The sequence below is a fragment of the Desulfofustis glycolicus DSM 9705 genome (assembly GCF_900130015.1).
Taxonomy (GTDB): domain Bacteria; phylum Desulfobacterota; class Desulfobulbia; order Desulfobulbales; family Desulfocapsaceae; genus Desulfofustis; species Desulfofustis glycolicus.
Genome location: NZ_FQXS01000005.1, coordinates 131153 through 147199, shown reverse-complemented (window position 1 = coordinate 147199; position 16047 = coordinate 131153). Strand labels below are relative to the sequence as shown.

General features: G+C 61.0%; 15 protein-coding genes. 6 read left to right on the top strand and 9 right to left on the bottom strand.

Annotation, left to right across the window (positions count from 1 at the left end):
• Positions 1-5: 5 nt before the first annotated feature.
• The 3 genes from BUC26_RS06190 to BUC26_RS06180 are packed head-to-tail and all read left to right on the top strand — an operon-like array spanning position 6 to position 2598.
• Positions 6-1271, top strand: a complete 1266-nt coding sequence (locus tag BUC26_RS06190) for a beta-ketoacyl-[acyl-carrier-protein] synthase family protein (protein WP_073374330.1) — start codon at positions 6-8, stop codon at positions 1269-1271.
• Positions 1271-1747, top strand: a complete 477-nt coding sequence (locus BUC26_RS06185; protein ID WP_084540488.1) for an acyl-CoA thioesterase — start codon at positions 1271-1273, stop codon at positions 1745-1747. Before BUC26_RS06190 ends, BUC26_RS06185 begins: the two co-directional genes overlap by 1 nt.
• Positions 1726-2598 (top strand): polyketide synthase dehydratase domain-containing protein, encoded by an 873-nt coding sequence (locus BUC26_RS06180; protein WP_143165926.1) that lies wholly within the window; start codon positions 1726-1728, stop codon positions 2596-2598. Before BUC26_RS06185 ends, BUC26_RS06180 begins: the two co-directional genes overlap by 22 nt.
• Here the strand turns inward: BUC26_RS06180 and BUC26_RS06175 are convergent.
• Positions 2588-2950 carry a hypothetical protein gene (locus BUC26_RS06175; protein ID WP_073374326.1) on the bottom strand — a complete coding sequence of 121 codons (363 nt, stop codon included), beginning with the start codon at positions 2948-2950 and terminating at the stop codon, positions 2588-2590. The two genes, BUC26_RS06180 and BUC26_RS06175, sit on opposite strands and share 11 nt — an antisense overlap.
• A 251-nt stretch (positions 2951-3201) precedes the next feature.
• On the opposite strand from BUC26_RS06175, the gene BUC26_RS06170 reads away from it, so the two are divergent.
• The 3 genes from BUC26_RS06170 to BUC26_RS06160 all read left to right on the top strand — a co-directional run bounded on the left by BUC26_RS06170 (position 3202) and on the right by BUC26_RS06160 (position 8854).
• On the top strand, positions 3202-6297 hold the full coding sequence (locus BUC26_RS06170; protein ID WP_084540487.1) for an MMPL family transporter: 3096 nt from the start codon (positions 3202-3204) through the stop codon (positions 6295-6297).
• Between the two features lie 103 nt (positions 6298-6400).
• The gene (locus BUC26_RS06165) at positions 6401-7702 is read left to right on the top strand and encodes a B12-binding domain-containing radical SAM protein (protein ID WP_073374324.1); all 1302 of its coding nucleotides are present in this window, start codon (positions 6401-6403) and stop codon (positions 7700-7702) included.
• A gap of 3 nt (positions 7703-7705) precedes the next feature.
• A complete protein-coding gene (locus BUC26_RS06160) occupies positions 7706-8854 on the top strand; it encodes a beta-ketoacyl-ACP synthase III (protein ID WP_073374322.1) in 1149 nt (382 codons plus the stop codon).
• A 15-nt stretch (positions 8855-8869) separates the two neighbouring features.
• On the opposite strand, the gene BUC26_RS06155 is transcribed toward BUC26_RS06160, so the two are convergent.
• The 8 genes from BUC26_RS06155 to BUC26_RS06120 form a co-directional block, all read right to left on the bottom strand.
• Complete coding sequence (locus tag BUC26_RS06155; protein ID WP_073374310.1) at positions 8870-9145, bottom strand: phosphopantetheine-binding protein; 276 nt, start codon at positions 9143-9145, stop codon at positions 8870-8872.
• A 75-nt stretch (positions 9146-9220) separates the two neighbouring features.
• On the bottom strand, positions 9221-10513 hold the full coding sequence (locus BUC26_RS06150; protein WP_073374449.1) for an ABC transporter permease: 1293 nt from the start codon (positions 10511-10513) through the stop codon (positions 9221-9223).
• Between the two features lie 66 nt (positions 10514-10579).
• A complete protein-coding gene (locus tag BUC26_RS06145) occupies positions 10580-11371 on the bottom strand; it encodes an ABC transporter ATP-binding protein (protein ID WP_084540485.1) in 792 nt (263 codons plus the stop codon).
• The gene (gene darH, locus BUC26_RS06140) at positions 11368-12375 is read right to left on the bottom strand and encodes a BtrH-related acyltransferase DarH (RefSeq protein WP_073374308.1); all 1008 of its coding nucleotides are present in this window, start codon (positions 12373-12375) and stop codon (positions 11368-11370) included. Before darH ends, BUC26_RS06145 begins: the two co-directional genes overlap by 4 nt.
• 1 nt (position 12376) lies before the next feature.
• On the bottom strand, positions 12377-12823 hold the full coding sequence (locus BUC26_RS06135) for a DarG family dialkylresorcinol biosynthesis protein (RefSeq protein ID WP_084540484.1): 447 nt from the start codon (positions 12821-12823) through the stop codon (positions 12377-12379).
• Positions 12824-12833: 10 nt separating this feature from the next.
• Entirely contained in the window at positions 12834-13436 is a 603-nt protein-coding gene (locus BUC26_RS06130; protein ID WP_161949804.1) for an acyloxyacyl hydrolase, read from the bottom strand.
• 349 nt (positions 13437-13785) lie between these two features.
• Positions 13786-14904 (bottom strand): DVU_1551 family NTP transferase, encoded by a 1119-nt coding sequence (locus BUC26_RS06125; RefSeq protein ID WP_073374306.1) that lies wholly within the window; start codon positions 14902-14904, stop codon positions 13786-13788.
• Positions 14901-15917: an XdhC family aldehyde oxidoreductase maturation factor gene (locus tag BUC26_RS06120; protein ID WP_073374304.1), complete on the bottom strand. Its 1017-nt coding sequence runs from the start codon at positions 15915-15917 to the stop codon at positions 14901-14903. Before BUC26_RS06120 ends, BUC26_RS06125 begins: the two co-directional genes overlap by 4 nt.
• Between the last annotated feature and the right edge of the window lie 130 nt (positions 15918-16047).

The following is a 16047-nucleotide window of genomic DNA, read 5'->3' as shown; positions in this document are numbered from 1 at the left end:
TCCCCATGAAAGCTCCGAAAAACCGCAAAGTCCTCGTCGTCGGCTACGACGCCGCCACCGCGCTCGGCGCCACCTTTGCCGACAGCTGGGAGTTGGCCAGCGCCGGCAAGGCCGGCCTGCGCCGCATCAGCCGCTGCCACACCACCACTCGCAGCAACGTGGTCGGCGAAATCCCCGATTGGGACCCAGCTGCGCTGCCGTACGTGACCCGTAAAGAAGCCTCGCTCTGGGACGCTTCCTACGTGTTCTTGACCATGGAGATCTGCCGCCGGGCCCTTGACCACGCCGGCCTGGAAATCGATGACCTGACCGGACCCCGCACCGGCTGCCTGATCGGCTCGGCCCTCAACGGCACCGACAGCTACCGGATTGCCATGGACAATTACGTCAACCACGGGCCGACCAAAGTCAGTCCGTACCTGTTGCCCAATGTCTGCGCCAATCTGCCGGCCGGCAAGGCCGGCATGCTGCTCGGCTTCACCGGCCCGATTTTCTCGCCGCAGGGCGCCTGCGCCTCGGGCAACCACGCCATCGCGCTCGGTGCCCGAATGATCCGGGACGGCGACTGCGATTTCGTCCTGGCTGGCGGCGTTGAGACCTGCCTGATCCCGGAAATCATCCAGGGTTTTGCCAATATGCAGGCAACCATCAAAATCAAACCTTCGGACCGGGCAGCCCAGGACCCAAGCCAGGCATCCCGGCCATTCAGCATCGACCGTAAGGGCTTCGTTCTGGCCGAAGGGGCCGCTGTTCTCGTCCTGGCAGCCGAAGAAGCAGCCAAAACCCATGGTCTGACACCACGAGCGGAAATCGGCGGTATCGGCTGGAATTCCGACGCCCATCACTTCACCCGGCCCAACAGCAAAACAGTGACCAGGGCAATGCTGGCGGCTATCGACGATGCGGAACTCTCAGCCGGCGACATCGGTGCCATCAACGCCCACGGCACATCGACCCCGACCGGTGACAGTCTCGAGGTTGCCTGCCTGCGCACCGTCTTCGGCGAGCGGCTGCCGGACCTCCCCATTTCGGCCAACAAATCGCAAATCGGGCACAGCCTTGGAGCCTCCGCCGCCATCGAGGCGTGTCTGGCCATTGAGGCGATGCACCGGGAAATCGTGCTGCCAACCGTCAACCACCTGCCAGACCCGGCCTTCGCCGACCTGGACGTGGTTCCCAACCAGGCGAGAAAACATGCCCACGAATTCGTCCTGTCCAACTCCTTCGGATTTGGCGGCACCAATTGCTGTATCGTTTTTCAGGGAAGATAATGCGACCGAAACCGTTCATTGCCGAATTGCTCGACGACAGCTCCTACGTCAGGGACAAGAACAGCGGTATCATCTGGCATCGCTGCGAACTGCGCACCCTCTATGTGGACACCGATCGTTCCCAGGTCGTCTATCACGCCAATTACCTGCGCTATTTCGAATTCGGCAGGGCCTCGCTGATGCGCGACCTGTCCTATCCCTACAAAGCGATCGAGGAAAGCGGCTACGTCTACCCGATTATCCAGACCGGACTCAATTACTATTCACCGCTGTTCTATGACGATCTGATGTATATCCAGACCCGGCCGACCAACCTGGAACTGGTCAAACTGCAGTTCGATTACCTGATCACTCGCGCCGACAACGGCGAAATCGTCTGCACCGGTTTCACCAAGCATTGCGCAATCAACGGCAAAGGCATCCCGGTCGAGATCGATGCGAAGACGATCAGACTGTGGCAGGAATTCCCACGCTGATGACCGGTCGGCACACCCCCGTCGAGATTCCCGTCGAGATCGCAGTCCAGCCATGGTTCTATGACCATCGCTTCGGCGGCCGGGCCGTCCTGCCGGCAGTGGAAACGCTGCTGCTGATGGCCGAACAGACGGCCCGCCGCCACCCCGACTGTACTGTCAGGATCATGGAGCAGGCCCGTTTTCCCAAATTTCTGCCACTTCCGGCAGGTGCATCGACGATCCACACCACGCTGACCATCGAGACCCGAGCCGACGGCTCGCTGCAAACCGCTTTTGCCAGCAGGGTCCGATTGAAGGCCTGCACCCAGGTGCAGATTCACGGAGAGGTGATCTTTCCGGCCAGTCGGGAACAACAGGCCCCCGCCGAACCGGAACCGGCTCCTCTGACCGGCGCAGCCGGCGAGATAGAGGTAAATCGCATCTATCGGGAATTGGTGCCGTTCGGCCCCGGTTACCGGAGTCTGCAGGGAAATCTGCAGCTCTTTGCCGGGGGAGCGGTCGGCAGGCTTACGGCCCCAGCAAAGACGCCGGTCGAGCGGACGGCCTATACACTGCTCGGCTCACCGTTTCCACTCGACGGCGCCCTGCATGCCGCCTGTGTCTGTGGACAACGAATAGCCGATTTCATCCCGTTTCCGGTCGGTTTCGACCGCCGGGTCGTCAACCGGCCGACGGAATCGGGAGCCGATTACCGGACCCAGGTCGAGCTGATCAGTCAGAGCACGGACGAGTTACGTTTCAATCTGTGGATTTACCAGGACGACGGGGAAATCTGCGAGACGGTAACCGGGCTGCGGATGCGCGATGTCAGCAGGGGAAAACTCAAGCCGCCGGCCTGGATCAGGTCTTGACCTTTGCCCAGACAAGCAGTTTCTCCATTGAAACCCGGGTCAACCAGCGCACCATGACCATCGAGTAGAAGGCCCCGCACAAATACATGCCGAGGATGAAGACGAGATGCGACAGACCGTAGAGCAGAGGACCACCGATCACCGCGAGCAGCGGTTCCTGCAGTTTGATCGCGACAATCCCGAGCAGTGCGATGGCCGGCCAGCCGACGATATAACTCAATCCGATTACGACCAGACCGATTATTGCCGTCGGCGTCGGTTTTTCCCTGAACGCCGACAAATCGACCTGTTCGTCAATGGCCGAACGGACAAAGCCGGTCTCACCAAGTCTGATAATACTTTTTCTGAACACAAACCCTCTGCTGTTGAAAAAACGTCCCGACCTAGTCGCTCGGCAGCGACGGCAGCACCAGTGTACCGACCCCCGCTCTATTCGACAACTGCGAACAGGGAGGTCCGGAATATTTTCCGCTATTGCTCCGTAGGCGCACGTCTCTATTGTTTCAGTTTCGCGGGCGTGCGACCCACAGCCGACGGCCAGGGCCGCGGCCGAACGGGTGACCATACGACGGACAGCGGGCGTCTTTCGATTCTTCGACCGGCATGATGATTATTCGCTACCGTCCCCTGCTGCTTGCCGTTCTCCTCACTGTCGGTCTTGCTGCCGCAGGTATCCTGCGATTGGACATCGAGACCGACATCGTGCGTTCGCTACCGGCCGGCGAAAAGGTCCTCGCCGATGCCGCCCTGATCTTCGAGCATCATCCCATCCACGACCAGGTTGCTATCGACATCGCCCTGGCCGACGACAATCCCGACCTGCTCGTCGACTACGGCGATGCGCTGCAAAGCGAGCTTGCAGCAAGCGGTCTGTTCAACCGGGTCGGTTTTGCCGACGTCGGGCAACAGCTGCAGGAGCTGACACTCCATGTCGTGCGCAACCTGCCGGCTCTGTTCTCGGCCGCCGATCTGGAACAACACGTCGCTCCCCTGCTCACCCCCCCGCGAATCGAGCAGCGATTGAACCGACTGGTCACCGAGCTGAGCACCATGGAAGGGATCGGTCAGCAGCGCTTCATCGAGGCCGACCCGCTCGGTTTCAAGGACCTGATCCTGGCTAAACTGGCCCTGCTGACGCCGTCGAGCAAGATCAGATTTTACCGTGGCCACCTGCTCTCCGCCGATGGCCGCCACCTGCTGCTGACCGCCGATCCGCTTGGTTCCGGAACAGACTCCACGGCAGCGCGGCAGATTGCCGAACAGATCGACAACAGCGTTCGTCTGCTGGCCCACCGCTTCAATCTGCCTGAGAACCAACTCAGCGTTACGCCGGTCGGAGCCTATCGCGCGGCGCTCGACAACGAACGCATCATCCGCCGGGATGTCCAGCTGGCACTCGGGCTGGCCACCCTAGGCATCGCCGCGCTGCTGTTGTTCGCCTTTCCGCGCCCGCTGCTCGGCCTGACGGCACTGCTGCCGGCCTTTGCCGGCTCGGCGGCGGCACTGTTCTGCTACTCCCTACTGCACGACACGATTTCGGTGATGGTGCTCGGTTTCGGCGGGGCGCTCATTTCCATCACCGTCGATCACGGCATCACCTACCTGCTCTTTCTCGATCGGCCCTATCAGACCAGGGGCAGGGAGGCCTCCCACGAGGTCTTCGCGATCGGTATCATGGCCGTCGTCACCTCGGTCGGCGCCTTCCTGATACTCAGCCTCAGTCCGTTTCCGATCTTTACCCAACTCGGCCAGTTCACCGCGCTGGGTATCTGCTTTTCCTTTCTTTTCGTGCACCTGGCCATGCCGCGTCTCTTTCCGACCATGCCGCCGGGTAGCCCACGCCGCCTGCCCCTCCAGTCGCTGGTCGGCAGACTCTCGCATCCGAGCAAAACGCTCGCCGTGGCCGCACTGCTGGTGACCGCCGGTTTGATCTTTTTCGCCAGACCGCACTTCGCGGTACAACTGAGCAGCATGAACACTGTCGGAGAGAAGACCCGCGCTGCCGACGAAGCATTCGCCACGGTCTGGGGAGACGGCGACGACCGGATATTTTTGATGCATTCATCGGCCTCTCCGGCCGACCTACAACGCGAAAACGACCGGCTCCTGGAACAGCTCGAACAAGATATCGAGCAGAACATCCTGGCGTCCGCCTTCGTGCCGTCGCTGCTCTTCCCCGGCTCCCGGCGCCAGACCGACAACCTGGCGGCCTGGCAGGAATTCTGGCACGAGGAGCGGGTGGCGCGGCTCACCGCCACGCTGCAGAACACGGCAGCCACTCGGGGCTTTGCCGAAGATGCCTTCAGCACCTTTCTCGCCACTGTCAATGAACCGTCCGTCCGGGCCGCCGAACCGGTCCCGGCCGACTATTACCAGCTGCTCGGAATCGTCGAAGCCCCGCAGCAGGATGGCCTGATCCAGTTCATCACCGCCATTCCCGGCAACATCTACGCGGCTCCGAGCTTTATCGAAGGATTCACCGAAGCGGTCACCATCTTCGATGGCTCCTATTTCAGCGACCGGCTTGCCGACGTGCTCTTCTCCACGTTTGTCACCATGCTGGCGGTGATCGCGGTCAGCGTCGCGGTGCTGCTCGCTCTCTTTTATCTCGATCTGTCCCTGACCGTACTCACCTTACTGCCGGTCGTTTTTGCCTATGTCTGCACCCTGGCCACCCTTCGTTTCATCGGCCGACCACTCGATATCCCGGCCCTGATGCTCGCGGTCGTCGTCTTCGGCATGGGCATCGACTACTCGATCTTTTTCGTCCGGGCCCACCAGCGCTATCGTCGCACCGACCATCCTTCGTTCGTACTGGCCGGCAGCGGAGTCGTCCTAGCCGCCGCCTCGACCCTGATCGGTTTCGGCGCACTCTGTTTTGCCGATCATTCCCTGCTGCGCAGTATCGGCATCACATCAGCACTCGGACTTGGCTATTCGCTGATCGGCACCTTTCTGCTGCTGCCGCCGCTGCTCACCTCCTACTTCAACGTCCGCGCCGGACAGTCAGCCGCGCCGACGGCCAATCCCGATCAGCGTCTGCTGGCACGCTACCGCACCCTTGAGGCCTATCCGCGCCTGTTCGCCCGGCTCAAACTGCGCTTCGACCCGATGTTTGCCGACCTGCCCGGGATGCTCGCCCACCGGTCGTCAATCAAGACCATTATCGATATCGGCTGCGGTCATGGCGTCCCCGCCTGCTGGTGCCTGGAACACTATCCAGGCTCGTTCGTCCACGGGATCGAGCCGGACCCTGAAAAAGTGCGAATCGCCGCTCTCGCCGGCGGTGAACGTGGCAGGATCAGCCGCGGCTGGGCGCCGGAACTGCCGACCGTCGAGACTCCGGCCGATGTGGCGCTGCTGCTTGATATGCTGCACTACCTCGACGACGAAGCGCTTCACACGTTGTCCGCCGTGATACGGCCGAAGCTTGCCACCGGCGGCATCGTCGTCGCCCGTTTCGTAACCCGGCCGCCGGGCCATCTCTCCTGGGCCTGGCGACTCGAAGATATCAGGGTCCGGCTGGCCGACTGCACCCCGCGCTACCACACCGCCGCCGAAATGGCGGCCGTCTTCACCGCTGCGGGCTATGACCTGGTCTGCTGCGAGCCGACACCAACCAATGAAGAGTTGATTTGGCTCGTCGCCCGAGTGGCTGGCGAGCAGGGTGCACCAGGCGCCCCGCCGGCGCTATCATGAATTGCAATCTCACCGGGAACCGGCTATTTTGCCGGGTGCGCAGCGAGAAATCCGCCCCCCGGCAGCATCACCTCAACACCCGGCACCGTTTCCGAGACGATCCATGAATATCCTGCTCGTCAACCCGCCCAATTGTGGACGCTCCATCCCGGAAGAACGCTACGGCATTACCTCGCTCAAGCAGATCTTCCGCGGCGAACCGCTGGCGCTTGAGGAATTGGCCGGTAACCTGCCCGATCACGACGTCCGGATCCTCGATCTTAAAGTAGAACCGGACGGCCTCGATGTCGAACTCGACGATTTTCGGCCCGAGGTAATCGGTCTGACCGGTGTAACCTGTGAGGCCAATACGATGCTGCGCCTCGCCCGAGAAATCAACAAGCGGTGTCGGGCCACCGTTGTGATCGGCGGCATCCACGCCAGCAACGATCCCCAGTTCTTCAACGATCCCGCCGTCGATTATATCGTCACCGGTCTCGGTAGGAAGCGCTTTGCCGACCTGATTGAGAGCTTGCAGCACGGCCCGTCGACCGACGACTCATTGGTACCGGGGGTCCTCAGAACGACACCCGGTACGCGTCTCATACCTCAATCCCGCCGGGCCACGGCCAAGGATCTGGTGGTCGATCGTCCGCCCGCCTATCATCTGGTGAGCGGCTATCGCAGCAGTTATCGCCTGGAAAAGCTCGGCATCACCATGGGCTTTGTCGCCACCGCCTTCGGCTGCCCGCACCGCTGCTCGTTTTGCTGCATCCAGGGGCAGACCGGCGGCAGCTACCTGACCAAGCCCGTTGACGCCGTACTTCGCGACATCCGGATGCTCGATGCGGTACCGGTGATCAGATTCGTCGACGCCAACACCTTTGGCGATATCGAACGGGCCATGACCCTTGGCCGAGCCTTGCTCGAGTCCGGCATCAAGAAGCAGTATCTCGCCGATATTCGTGCCGATACCGTGGTTCGTTACCCGGAGTTGCTGCGTATCTGGAAAGATGCGGGGCTACGGGCGGTGATCATCGGCTTCGAGGAGGTTGCCGACGCTTCGCTGGCGGCCATGCAGAAATCGTCGCAGGTACAAACCAATACCGAGGCCATCGCGCTGCTCGGCGAACTCGGCATCACCATCGTTGGCGATTTCATCATCTCGCCGGATTATGACGAAGAAGACTTCGAGCGGCTCACCACCTACCTGGCCACCCGGAGCATCGACCTGCCGATGATCACCGTCCTGACGCCGCTACCCGGCACCCCACTCCATCGACAACTGCATTCCCGGATCACCAACCATGACCTCGACTATTACACGCTGACCAACGCGGTCATGCCAACCCGGCTGCCCGAAGAGCGGTTTTATACACGCTACGTCCAGCTGCTCGCGGCCAGCCACCACAATGCCCGACTCTAGCCAATGAACGCCTATATCACTGCAGTTTCCGCCTTCTTGCCGGGTGCCCCGGTAAGTAACGAAGACCTGGACCGCTTTCTCGGATCCGTCGAAAAACTTTCGTCCCGGACCAGACGACTCATCCTGGCCGGCAATGGCATCAAGACCAGGTACTATGCCATCGACCCCGACAGCGGCCGATCGACCCACAGCAACGCCGCTCTGACCGCCGAAGCGGTCCGCCTGTTGCAGTCCACGATAGGCGGCGAGCCGATCGCCTGCCTGTGCTGCGGCACTTCCTCGCCCGACCAGCTGATGCCCGGCCACGCGTCGATGGTCCATGGTGAACTCGGCATCGAGCCGTGCGAGGTGGTCAGTACCGCCGGCGTCTGCCTGACCGGGATCACCGCACTCAAATACGGAGCGATGGCCGTCGCGCTGGGCGCCTCGCCCAATGCGGTGGCCACCGGCTCCGAATCGGCATCTTCATATCTCGGCAACGACTTTTTCATGGCCATGAACGGCGGTGCCAGGGATGAGGTCGGAGAAGGCCATCCGGCTTTTTGCTTCGAGGCCGACTTTCTCCGCTGGATGCTTTCGGACGGCGCCGGCGCAGTCTGGATCGACAACCGGCCGGCCGGCGACGACCGGCTCAGTCTGCGGATCGACTGGATCGAGATCATCTCCCATGCGCAGCGGTTGGAGTCCTGCATGTACGCCGGCGCAATCAAGCACCAGGACGGCAGCCTGACCGGCTGGCGGGAGTTGCTGCGACAGGGCCAACCGGCGGGCCAGGGCATTTTCACCATCAAGCAGGATGCCCGGCTGCTCAACCGGCAGGTGATCGCCACCCTGGTCGGCGACAGCCTGCCGCCGCTCGTTGCCAAATACCGACTGGCCCCGGACGATATCGACTGGTTTCTGCCGCACTACTCCTCCGACTATTTCAGGGTACCACTGGCCCAGCAGCTGCATGATATCGGCTTCGCCATCCCGGAAGATCGCTGGTACACCAATCTCGCCGACAAGGGCAATACCGGTTCCGCCTCTTTCTTTATTATGCTCGAGGAGTTGTTTCGTTCGGGAAAGCTGCGGAAAGGCGACCGGCTCCTGGGCATGATCCCTGAGAGCGGCCGGTTCTCGGTGGGCTATCTGCAGTTGACGGTTCTCTGAGCCAGACCTCGCTGCTCACCCCTGCTGCCGATGATTTCTGATATGGTCGGCAAGGGTGGCCAGGGTCTGCAGGACGACTCTGCTGGTCTGTTCGGAATTGAGGCGAACGCCATACTCCTGCTGCACGGTAACGGCAATTTCCAACGCATCCAAAGAGTCGATCCCCAACGGGGAATCCGGCCCGATCAAGGGATCATTCAGCTTGATTCGGTCCATATCTACATCTTGGAGATTACAGGTTCTGCAGATCAGGACCAGCAGCTCCCGCTCCAGTGAGTCCATAGTATTCATTGTACGTCCGGAAGAGTTACTTGTCGCAGTTGAAACACCGGCTATATAACAGATACCGCCCGGTTACGCAGCCCCTCATTGACAGCTGCGCAATTTCCAGGCGGCCAGGCCAAGGGTAACCAGCGAAAAGAGGGACAGCCGCACCAGATCATCACTCAGCGAGGCCAGCGTCTCGCCTCTGACCAGCAGGTCATGAAAGGCGTTGAGCCCCCAATTCAGCGGGGAAACCACACTGAACCACTGCATGAGCGGCGGCATGGCGTAGACCGGCACCATGATCCCGCCCAGGGCGGCGGCCACGACCACCGAAGTCGCCCCCATCGTCGAGGCCTGTTCATACGAGGTGCACAGGGTCCCAAGAAGGATGCCATAGCCGCAGGCAGCCAGGCTGGACAGGAGCACGACGGTCAACAGCGAGGCCGGTGGAGCGGAAACGGTAAAGGCCGGCAGACCGGCCACCGGAAAAACGACGGTGCCGATCAGCCCGATGAGCAGAAACTGGCAGCAGCAGATCACCAAATAGGCGGCTAGTTTACCGCCGATCAGGGTCAACGGCGAGACGGGCAGTGTCATCAGCCGGGTCCAAATCCCCGAGGTACGCTCCTGCAACAGGCCACCGGCAATCGGAATGGCGGTGAAGAAGACGCCGAACAGGGCCCAGGCCGGTACATTTTGCTGGACCGGATCATAGGGAGAACTTCCCGGCAGTTCCCCCCGGCCGTGCTGCTCATCGGCGACCAGCAGGGGCTGTTTGAGTAGTTCGGAGAGTTCGGCGACAGACCCGGCAGATCCTGCTCGTTGCCCCGGCAGCGCCGCCAGCAGAGGGTCCAGAACACGGTTTAGCTGGGTGAGTTGCTGATCGACCGAGATAGCCGCCAGCGCCATTGCCACCCGGCTGTTCAGACCGGTCCGCAGCGAGGGTAGGATACCCGGATCAAAAAAGACCGGCACCGGCAGCCCACCGGACAGCTCGGGCGCCTCCCCTGCCGTCATTTTGGTCATCAGCCTCGCCGATTCCTGCCGGACCCGCGCCGAGGTACCGGCCGGAACGACGATTCCCATCCGATAGGTGCCGTCTGCAACCGCCGCCTGGATCGCTGCTGTCTCGCGCTGCTCTGCCTCCGGGTCAACGAGTTGCAGGCCGCTTTCGGTCAGCTGCTGTGCCAGCTTTCGGCCGACAACACCACCATCCAGATCGAGATAAAGCACCTGCGTCGGCGCCTGGCCGGTCAGCCGCAGGACGTTATCCTGCACCAGGGTGATGACGATCACCAGGATCGCCGGCATGAAAAAGAGGACCAGCAATCCGGGACGGTCCCGGGCGAGCAGCAGCAATTCCCGGGCGGCAACGGCGAGCAGTTTCAACATGGCACCACTGTCGTATCCTTTGTCGCCGCCGGACAAGCCGCAGGCCACTTCCCGAATCGCGATCGCTCAACCATCGTCGGGACCCGTCCCCGCCAGCCGTAGCAAGAGGCCGTCAAGACTACCACTTTGATTTCTCGCCAGCAATAGTTCCGGAGGGCCTTCGTCGATCAGCCGGCCACCATTGACGATACCGATTCGGCTGCACAGCTCCTGGGCCTCCCTCAGGTAATGAGTCGTATAAAAAATAGTAGTTCCGCATCGATTGAGTTCACGGAGATTGTCGTATATCAACTGGCGGGACTGAATATCGATGCCGACGGTCGGTTCGTCGAGAAACAGGATGCAAGGCTCGGCAAGCAGGCCGGCGCCAAGATTCAGGCGACGTTTCATGCCGCTGGAATAAGTGGCTACCCGCTGCTCGGCATGCCGACTCAGCTGGACGAAGGCCAGGCAGTCTGCCACCCGGTCCCTGAGCTGAGCGCCGCCAAGACCGTACATTTTTCCAAGGAAGAGCAGGTTCTCGCTGGCAGTAAGTCGCTCGTAGAGGGCGATGTGCTGCGGCACCAGGGCGATCAGTTTCTTGACCTGACGAGGATGGTGGCGCGGCTCCAACCCCATGACCAGAACCGTCCCGCTGTCCTGGCTCAGCAGGCCGCAACAAAGGGAAATAAGCGTGGTCTTCCCGGCCCCGTTGGCCCCGATCAGTCCGTAGAACTCCCCGGCATTAACCTCGACACTCATGCCGCTCAGGGCCGGGGTAGCGCTCTTGCGGTAGGTTTTCAGCACTGAACGGGCGACGATAACAGGGCCTGAAGATTTACCGGCCACAGCAGGTTCGGCGATCTGCTGCGGCATCATCCGGCCCACCGGTTCAGTGTGCGAAAAACCGATTCTTCCCGATCGGCGCAGCTGCGCAGCAAACCGGCCAGCTCATCATAGGAATCACCGGGCCGGGTGCGCTCCTTGCAAATGCGGGTGGCCATAGCCGCAAAGTCGCGCCACAGATCACCGGCGGCGACCAACGCGGCAGAACTGTCCTGCAACAGCTGTTCACGCAGCATTTCCGCACTCTCCTGGAGAAAGGCGGCGAACATAAAGCGAAATCCGGCGCCACCGGTGCCGATCTCCTCCTGCATCCTTACGACGTGACCTAGGTGCAGGATCGCCCGCTCCCGACCCAAGCGCGCCGGCCAGCGTTCCAGGCGACCGGCGAGAAAGCGTATGCCCCTGGTGCCGATCAGCGGAAACCGGCTACCAAGCATCGCCCGGCAAACTCCGCGAATCCCGCTGCGCAGATGCGGCCGACAGTCGAAATGCTCCGGGGTCGCGGCGAAGTAATACATTTTGCCCCGAGGCGCCAGCGCTCCGGAAGCAAAGCGCGCCCGGGCCAGATCCGGCGCCGCGCAGCGAACCGGCGCAGGAAATACCGGATCACTGACCAGGTAGTCCTCTCCCTGCTTGCCGTAGACCACCAGGTTATGGGCGTTGAAATGAAAGCGAAGTGCTCTGGGGAAATAGGGCAGCCAGAAAACGCCGGTCTGCAGGCCGACGGGGTGGCCGGCGGCGAGCACGGCATCGAGTTCGCCCATCGCCCGGTCCCGATCGCGAAAAGTCTGCCGCTGCAAGGTAAACCCGGGCAGTCTGCTGAATTGTCTGATGATCTGCCCGGCCACCGAACGATAGGTGACAAGCGGCAGTCCATTGATCCTGATAAAGGGGAAATAACCGAAAAAAAGGCCCCTGCCGATGCCGAACGCCATCGCTTCCGAGATCTCGATACCGCGCTGGCGGATCAGGTTCGCAACGACGCCACTTTCACAATGGGCCGACTGCCGATGCGGAAAGGTTGGTTCGTACTCCATGCTACCCGCGGCAATAGATGGGAGGACGCAGTTCGCCACCGGTCAGATCAGCAATGGATACCTGAAAGAGCTCAGCGTACTTCTGCAGGGTCGCCCGGCCCAGTCTCTTGTAAATAAAGGGAACGAGATGAAGGCGGACCAACCAGGACGACTGGCCGGTATAACGGGCCAGAAGCGCCGGCGTCATCTGGTGGGCGGTCATGTAATAATGCAGGCAACTCACCGACCCGACGGCAACTTTCTTTTTGGATGCACCAATGCTCTTTTCAATTTCCTGCCATGCCTGGCGATTAACGATATTTACCGGCTGCCAGCCATGGTCCTGATGGCGGATGCACCGACCCTCCCGATTCGTCGAATAGCTGACGATACGCAGACCGTCATTGATATCCGGTTCCGCCTCGTCGGTCATGGGGTCTGCGGAAGGAAAGCCGCCGTGCTCTGCCATCAGCCGAACCTCAGAACCTGACACCGACCAGGAATTTACCGGAATTGAGCGGAACGTTGGGGTCTTCGCTGCCGGCGTTGGAGATATGATGGTAGCGCAATTCCACGAGCAACTGACGAGAATCCGGCAGTTGATATTCCAGGCCGACGCCGAACTGGTAGTTGCCGTTGAGATCAGCTCCCATGCCGTCAATATCGGCAAAGCTATACACCGGCCCGCCGCCACCAAAGATATAGGGCCGCCACCGCTCATCGGCGGTGAACGTATAGGCCGCCAGAAAATTTACCCCGACCATGGCCGACTCATCAGGACTGACCACCAGATGAACCGGGAGCTCCACCAGAATGGAATGGAAGCCCTGGTACCAGTCGCTGCCAAGATCGTCGAAAATGTGGTGTTGGTAGCGCAGCCCGAAATCGATCGTTTGCACCCGTTCAGTGGTCCTGCCCCATCCGGGAACACTCTGGCCATAGCCGACCAGTGCCCACCAACTGTCCGAACTAGTATCCAGTGCCGCTACCCGCCCCGAAGATCCGGCCAACAAGAACCCGACAAGCACGACAACAAGAGCGACGGAGCAAACACGGTCAGCCATCGGTGCGATACGAATCATGGGATATCCTGGCTTGGGAGGGGAGGATCGTTTGTACGACGCGCAGACACGCATGTCGGTAAGCGGCACACGTGTCTGTGAAATCGCATTATTCACCATTCATGCCAACATCCTAGCCAATCCCACCCGATCGGGCAACGATTTTCCGCTCGTGCCGGCGTCCCTCTTTTCTTCTCGAATATCCTAATATCTTAGCAAAAAGCCGAAGAGAGCCGGTCAAACAATCTTCGACCATCCGAATCAAATATAGATCGACAACGCGGGCAGATGCTATCTGAACAAGATTGGGCAGGAAATTGGCAACCAAGGAACAACCACGGAGGACTCCCTGCCGGAGGATAGTTGTCCCTTATTCACCGCCCTGCTCTTCCTGCGCCCGGATTGACAGAAGAATATCCTCGATCCGGGAGCCGATGCGTCTCTCCACCTCTTCCTGCAGAGCCAGTGCCTTTTCCAAGCGTGACCGAATGGCTCGGCAGGCCTTTTGATTTGCCCCATAACGAACGAGCTTTTCGGCAAAACGTTCCTGCACGGTAACCGGCTGACTGCCGCGCACCAATTTGTCGGCCAGCCCGACCACTTCCTTCTCACTCAATGATCCCGTACCAGGGGGAGCGATGTCACGATGAGCAGCGACAATGTCGGCCAGCCCGCCGAGACCGACTTTTTTGAGCAATTGCCCGCCTCTGAGTTCGTGGGGGTTTTTGCCTTTGGCGATATCGTGGAGCACTGCGGCATTGAATATGATATCGAGATCGAGATCATGGCCGTGCTGCTGCAAGCGCCGACCGATGGCTACAGCCACCCGGGCAGTCGCCAGACCGTGGGCCAGCCCGCGTGGCGGCATCATCATCGAGGCCAGAGCCAGCGCCTCTTCCGGCTCGCCGATGGCAAGCCGGGATAGTTTTCGCTCCAACACGACAAGATCATCGGTAGTATCGGCATCGAGCAGGATGCCCCGATCCCACACTGGCAACGCTTTTGCCTGCCGGCTCAGCAAACCGTCGAGACCGCCGGTTCCATCATAGCTAAGAATCTCGGGAAACAATCGAGCGGGAATGAGCGGCGGGTGGCCGCGCAGGTCGCGAAAACTGGGGCAGATTACTTTTTTACGCTCGAACGCGGCGCACAGCGTCGCCACGGTTACCGGCCGGACGAGCGGAATATCGACCGGCAGCAGAAAAAACCCGTCCAGTTTAGGAACCTGTTTTACGGCCGCCTGTATCGAGGAAAACATGCCCCGCGCAAAATCGGGATTATGACACCAGGAGACGCCGAGCTGCCGCGCCTCGGCCTGCACCTCATCGCCCCGATGACCGGTCACGACCAGGATGGATTTGATCCCGCAGCGGCGGAACACGCCGATCCCGTGGGCCAGCATCGTCTTGTCACCGAGCTGAACCAGCGGCTTGAGAGCGCCCATGCGGGACGACAGGCCGGCGGCCAGGATAACCGCGCCGATTTTCATGACATGGTGTCGGCCCGCACCTGCACCAGCTCGGCGACGATACTCACGGCGATCTCCTGGGGCGTTTGGGCGCCGATGGTCAGACCGATAGGGCAATGAACACGATCCAGGTCGGCCGGCCGAAAGCCCTCTTCCTGCAATAGAGCATAAATCGCCTGGCGCTTGCGTCGGCTGCCAATCATCCCGATATAACCGGCTTGGGTCCGCAAGGCCTGAGCGAGTACCTCCCGGTCAAAGTGGTGCCCCCGGGTCGCGGCAATCAGGTAATCGGCGGCGCCCATCTGCTCACCGAAGCACTGTTTGTATCCCGGGACGACCCGCACTTCATCGGCCTGCGGGAAACGGTCGGGATCGGCAAACTCCGAACGATCGTCCATGACCTTGACGGCAAACCCGACAAAGGCGGCAAGCTGCGCCGTCGCCAACGCGACGTGGCCGCCGCCGACCAGATGAACCGTCCCCGGATGAACGAGCGGCTCGACAAACACCTCCCCGCCATCATGGGAAACGAGGAAGGGAGTTCGCTTGACGTTCTGCAGAACCTGTTGCCGCAGGGTTGCCGGAATGTTATCGTCAGCATCGTCATCGACCACACCAAAACGCGCCGGATATCCCTCTTGAGGCAGAAAAATCAGCAGCAGCGGATGGGTCTTCCGCCGGTACCCCTGCTGCAGCCGGCGAAAGAAGGGCGTTTGCTCGGGCTCGACTCGTGCTAAGATCACCTCGATATTGCCGCCGCACAACATGCCGGATTCGGCCGGAGACTGGTCGGTCAGTGAAAAACGCAGCATCACGGATGATTCCCGTCCCTGCAAAAGCTGCATCGCCTTTTTCAGACAGGCCCCTTCCACCGCCCCACCGCCGACACTCCCGGCCACAAGACCGACTTGGCCGGCGATCAGCCACGCCCCCGAGGTCCGCGGCGCCGATCCTGAACTACGAACGATGCCGCCAATAACTGCGGTTTCCCCTTGGCCCAATGTCTCAACGAGATGATCAAGAATAATTCGCACGCCGCTCCCTCCTGCTGGTTGTCTGATGTAACCGACCTTTCTTGTAACCAACACAGACGATAATCGTCAAGAAACAACAAAGCGCAGACACCCCGGGGAGCCCGGGAAGACGAGCGTGCTGGCGGTCTTA

Excerpts from the sequence above, each read along its gene's own strand:
- BUC26_RS06190 (WP_073374330.1), top strand. The coding sequence starts at position 6 with ATGAAAGCTCCGAAAAACCGCAAAGTCCTCGTCGTCGGCTACGACGCC.
- BUC26_RS06185 (WP_084540488.1), top strand. The coding sequence starts at position 1,271 with ATGCGACCGAAACCGTTCATTGCCGAATTGCTCGACGACAGCTCCTAC.
- BUC26_RS06170 (WP_084540487.1), top strand. The coding sequence starts at position 3,202 with ATGATGATTATTCGCTACCGTCCCCTGCTGCTTGCCGTTCTCCTCACT.
- BUC26_RS06165 (WP_073374324.1), top strand. The coding sequence starts at position 6,401 with ATGAATATCCTGCTCGTCAACCCGCCCAATTGTGGACGCTCCATCCCG.
- BUC26_RS06160 (WP_073374322.1), top strand. The coding sequence starts at position 7,706 with ATGAACGCCTATATCACTGCAGTTTCCGCCTTCTTGCCGGGTGCCCCG.
- BUC26_RS06155 (WP_073374310.1), bottom strand. The coding sequence starts at position 9,145 with ATGAATACTATGGACTCACTGGAGCGGGAGCTGCTGGTCCTGATCTGC.
- BUC26_RS06150 (WP_073374449.1), bottom strand. The coding sequence starts at position 10,513 with ATGTTGAAACTGCTCGCCGTTGCCGCCCGGGAATTGCTGCTGCTCGCC.
- BUC26_RS06145 (WP_084540485.1), bottom strand. The coding sequence starts at position 11,371 with ATGATGCCGCAGCAGATCGCCGAACCTGCTGTGGCCGGTAAATCTTCA.
- darH (WP_073374308.1), bottom strand. The coding sequence starts at position 12,375 with ATGGAGTACGAACCAACCTTTCCGCATCGGCAGTCGGCCCATTGTGAA.
- BUC26_RS06135 (WP_084540484.1), bottom strand. The coding sequence starts at position 12,823 with ATGGCAGAGCACGGCGGCTTTCCTTCCGCAGACCCCATGACCGACGAG.
- BUC26_RS06130 (WP_161949804.1), bottom strand. The coding sequence starts at position 13,436 with ATGATTCGTATCGCACCGATGGCTGACCGTGTTTGCTCCGTCGCTCTT.
- BUC26_RS06125 (WP_073374306.1), bottom strand. The coding sequence starts at position 14,904 with ATGAAAATCGGCGCGGTTATCCTGGCCGCCGGCCTGTCGTCCCGCATG.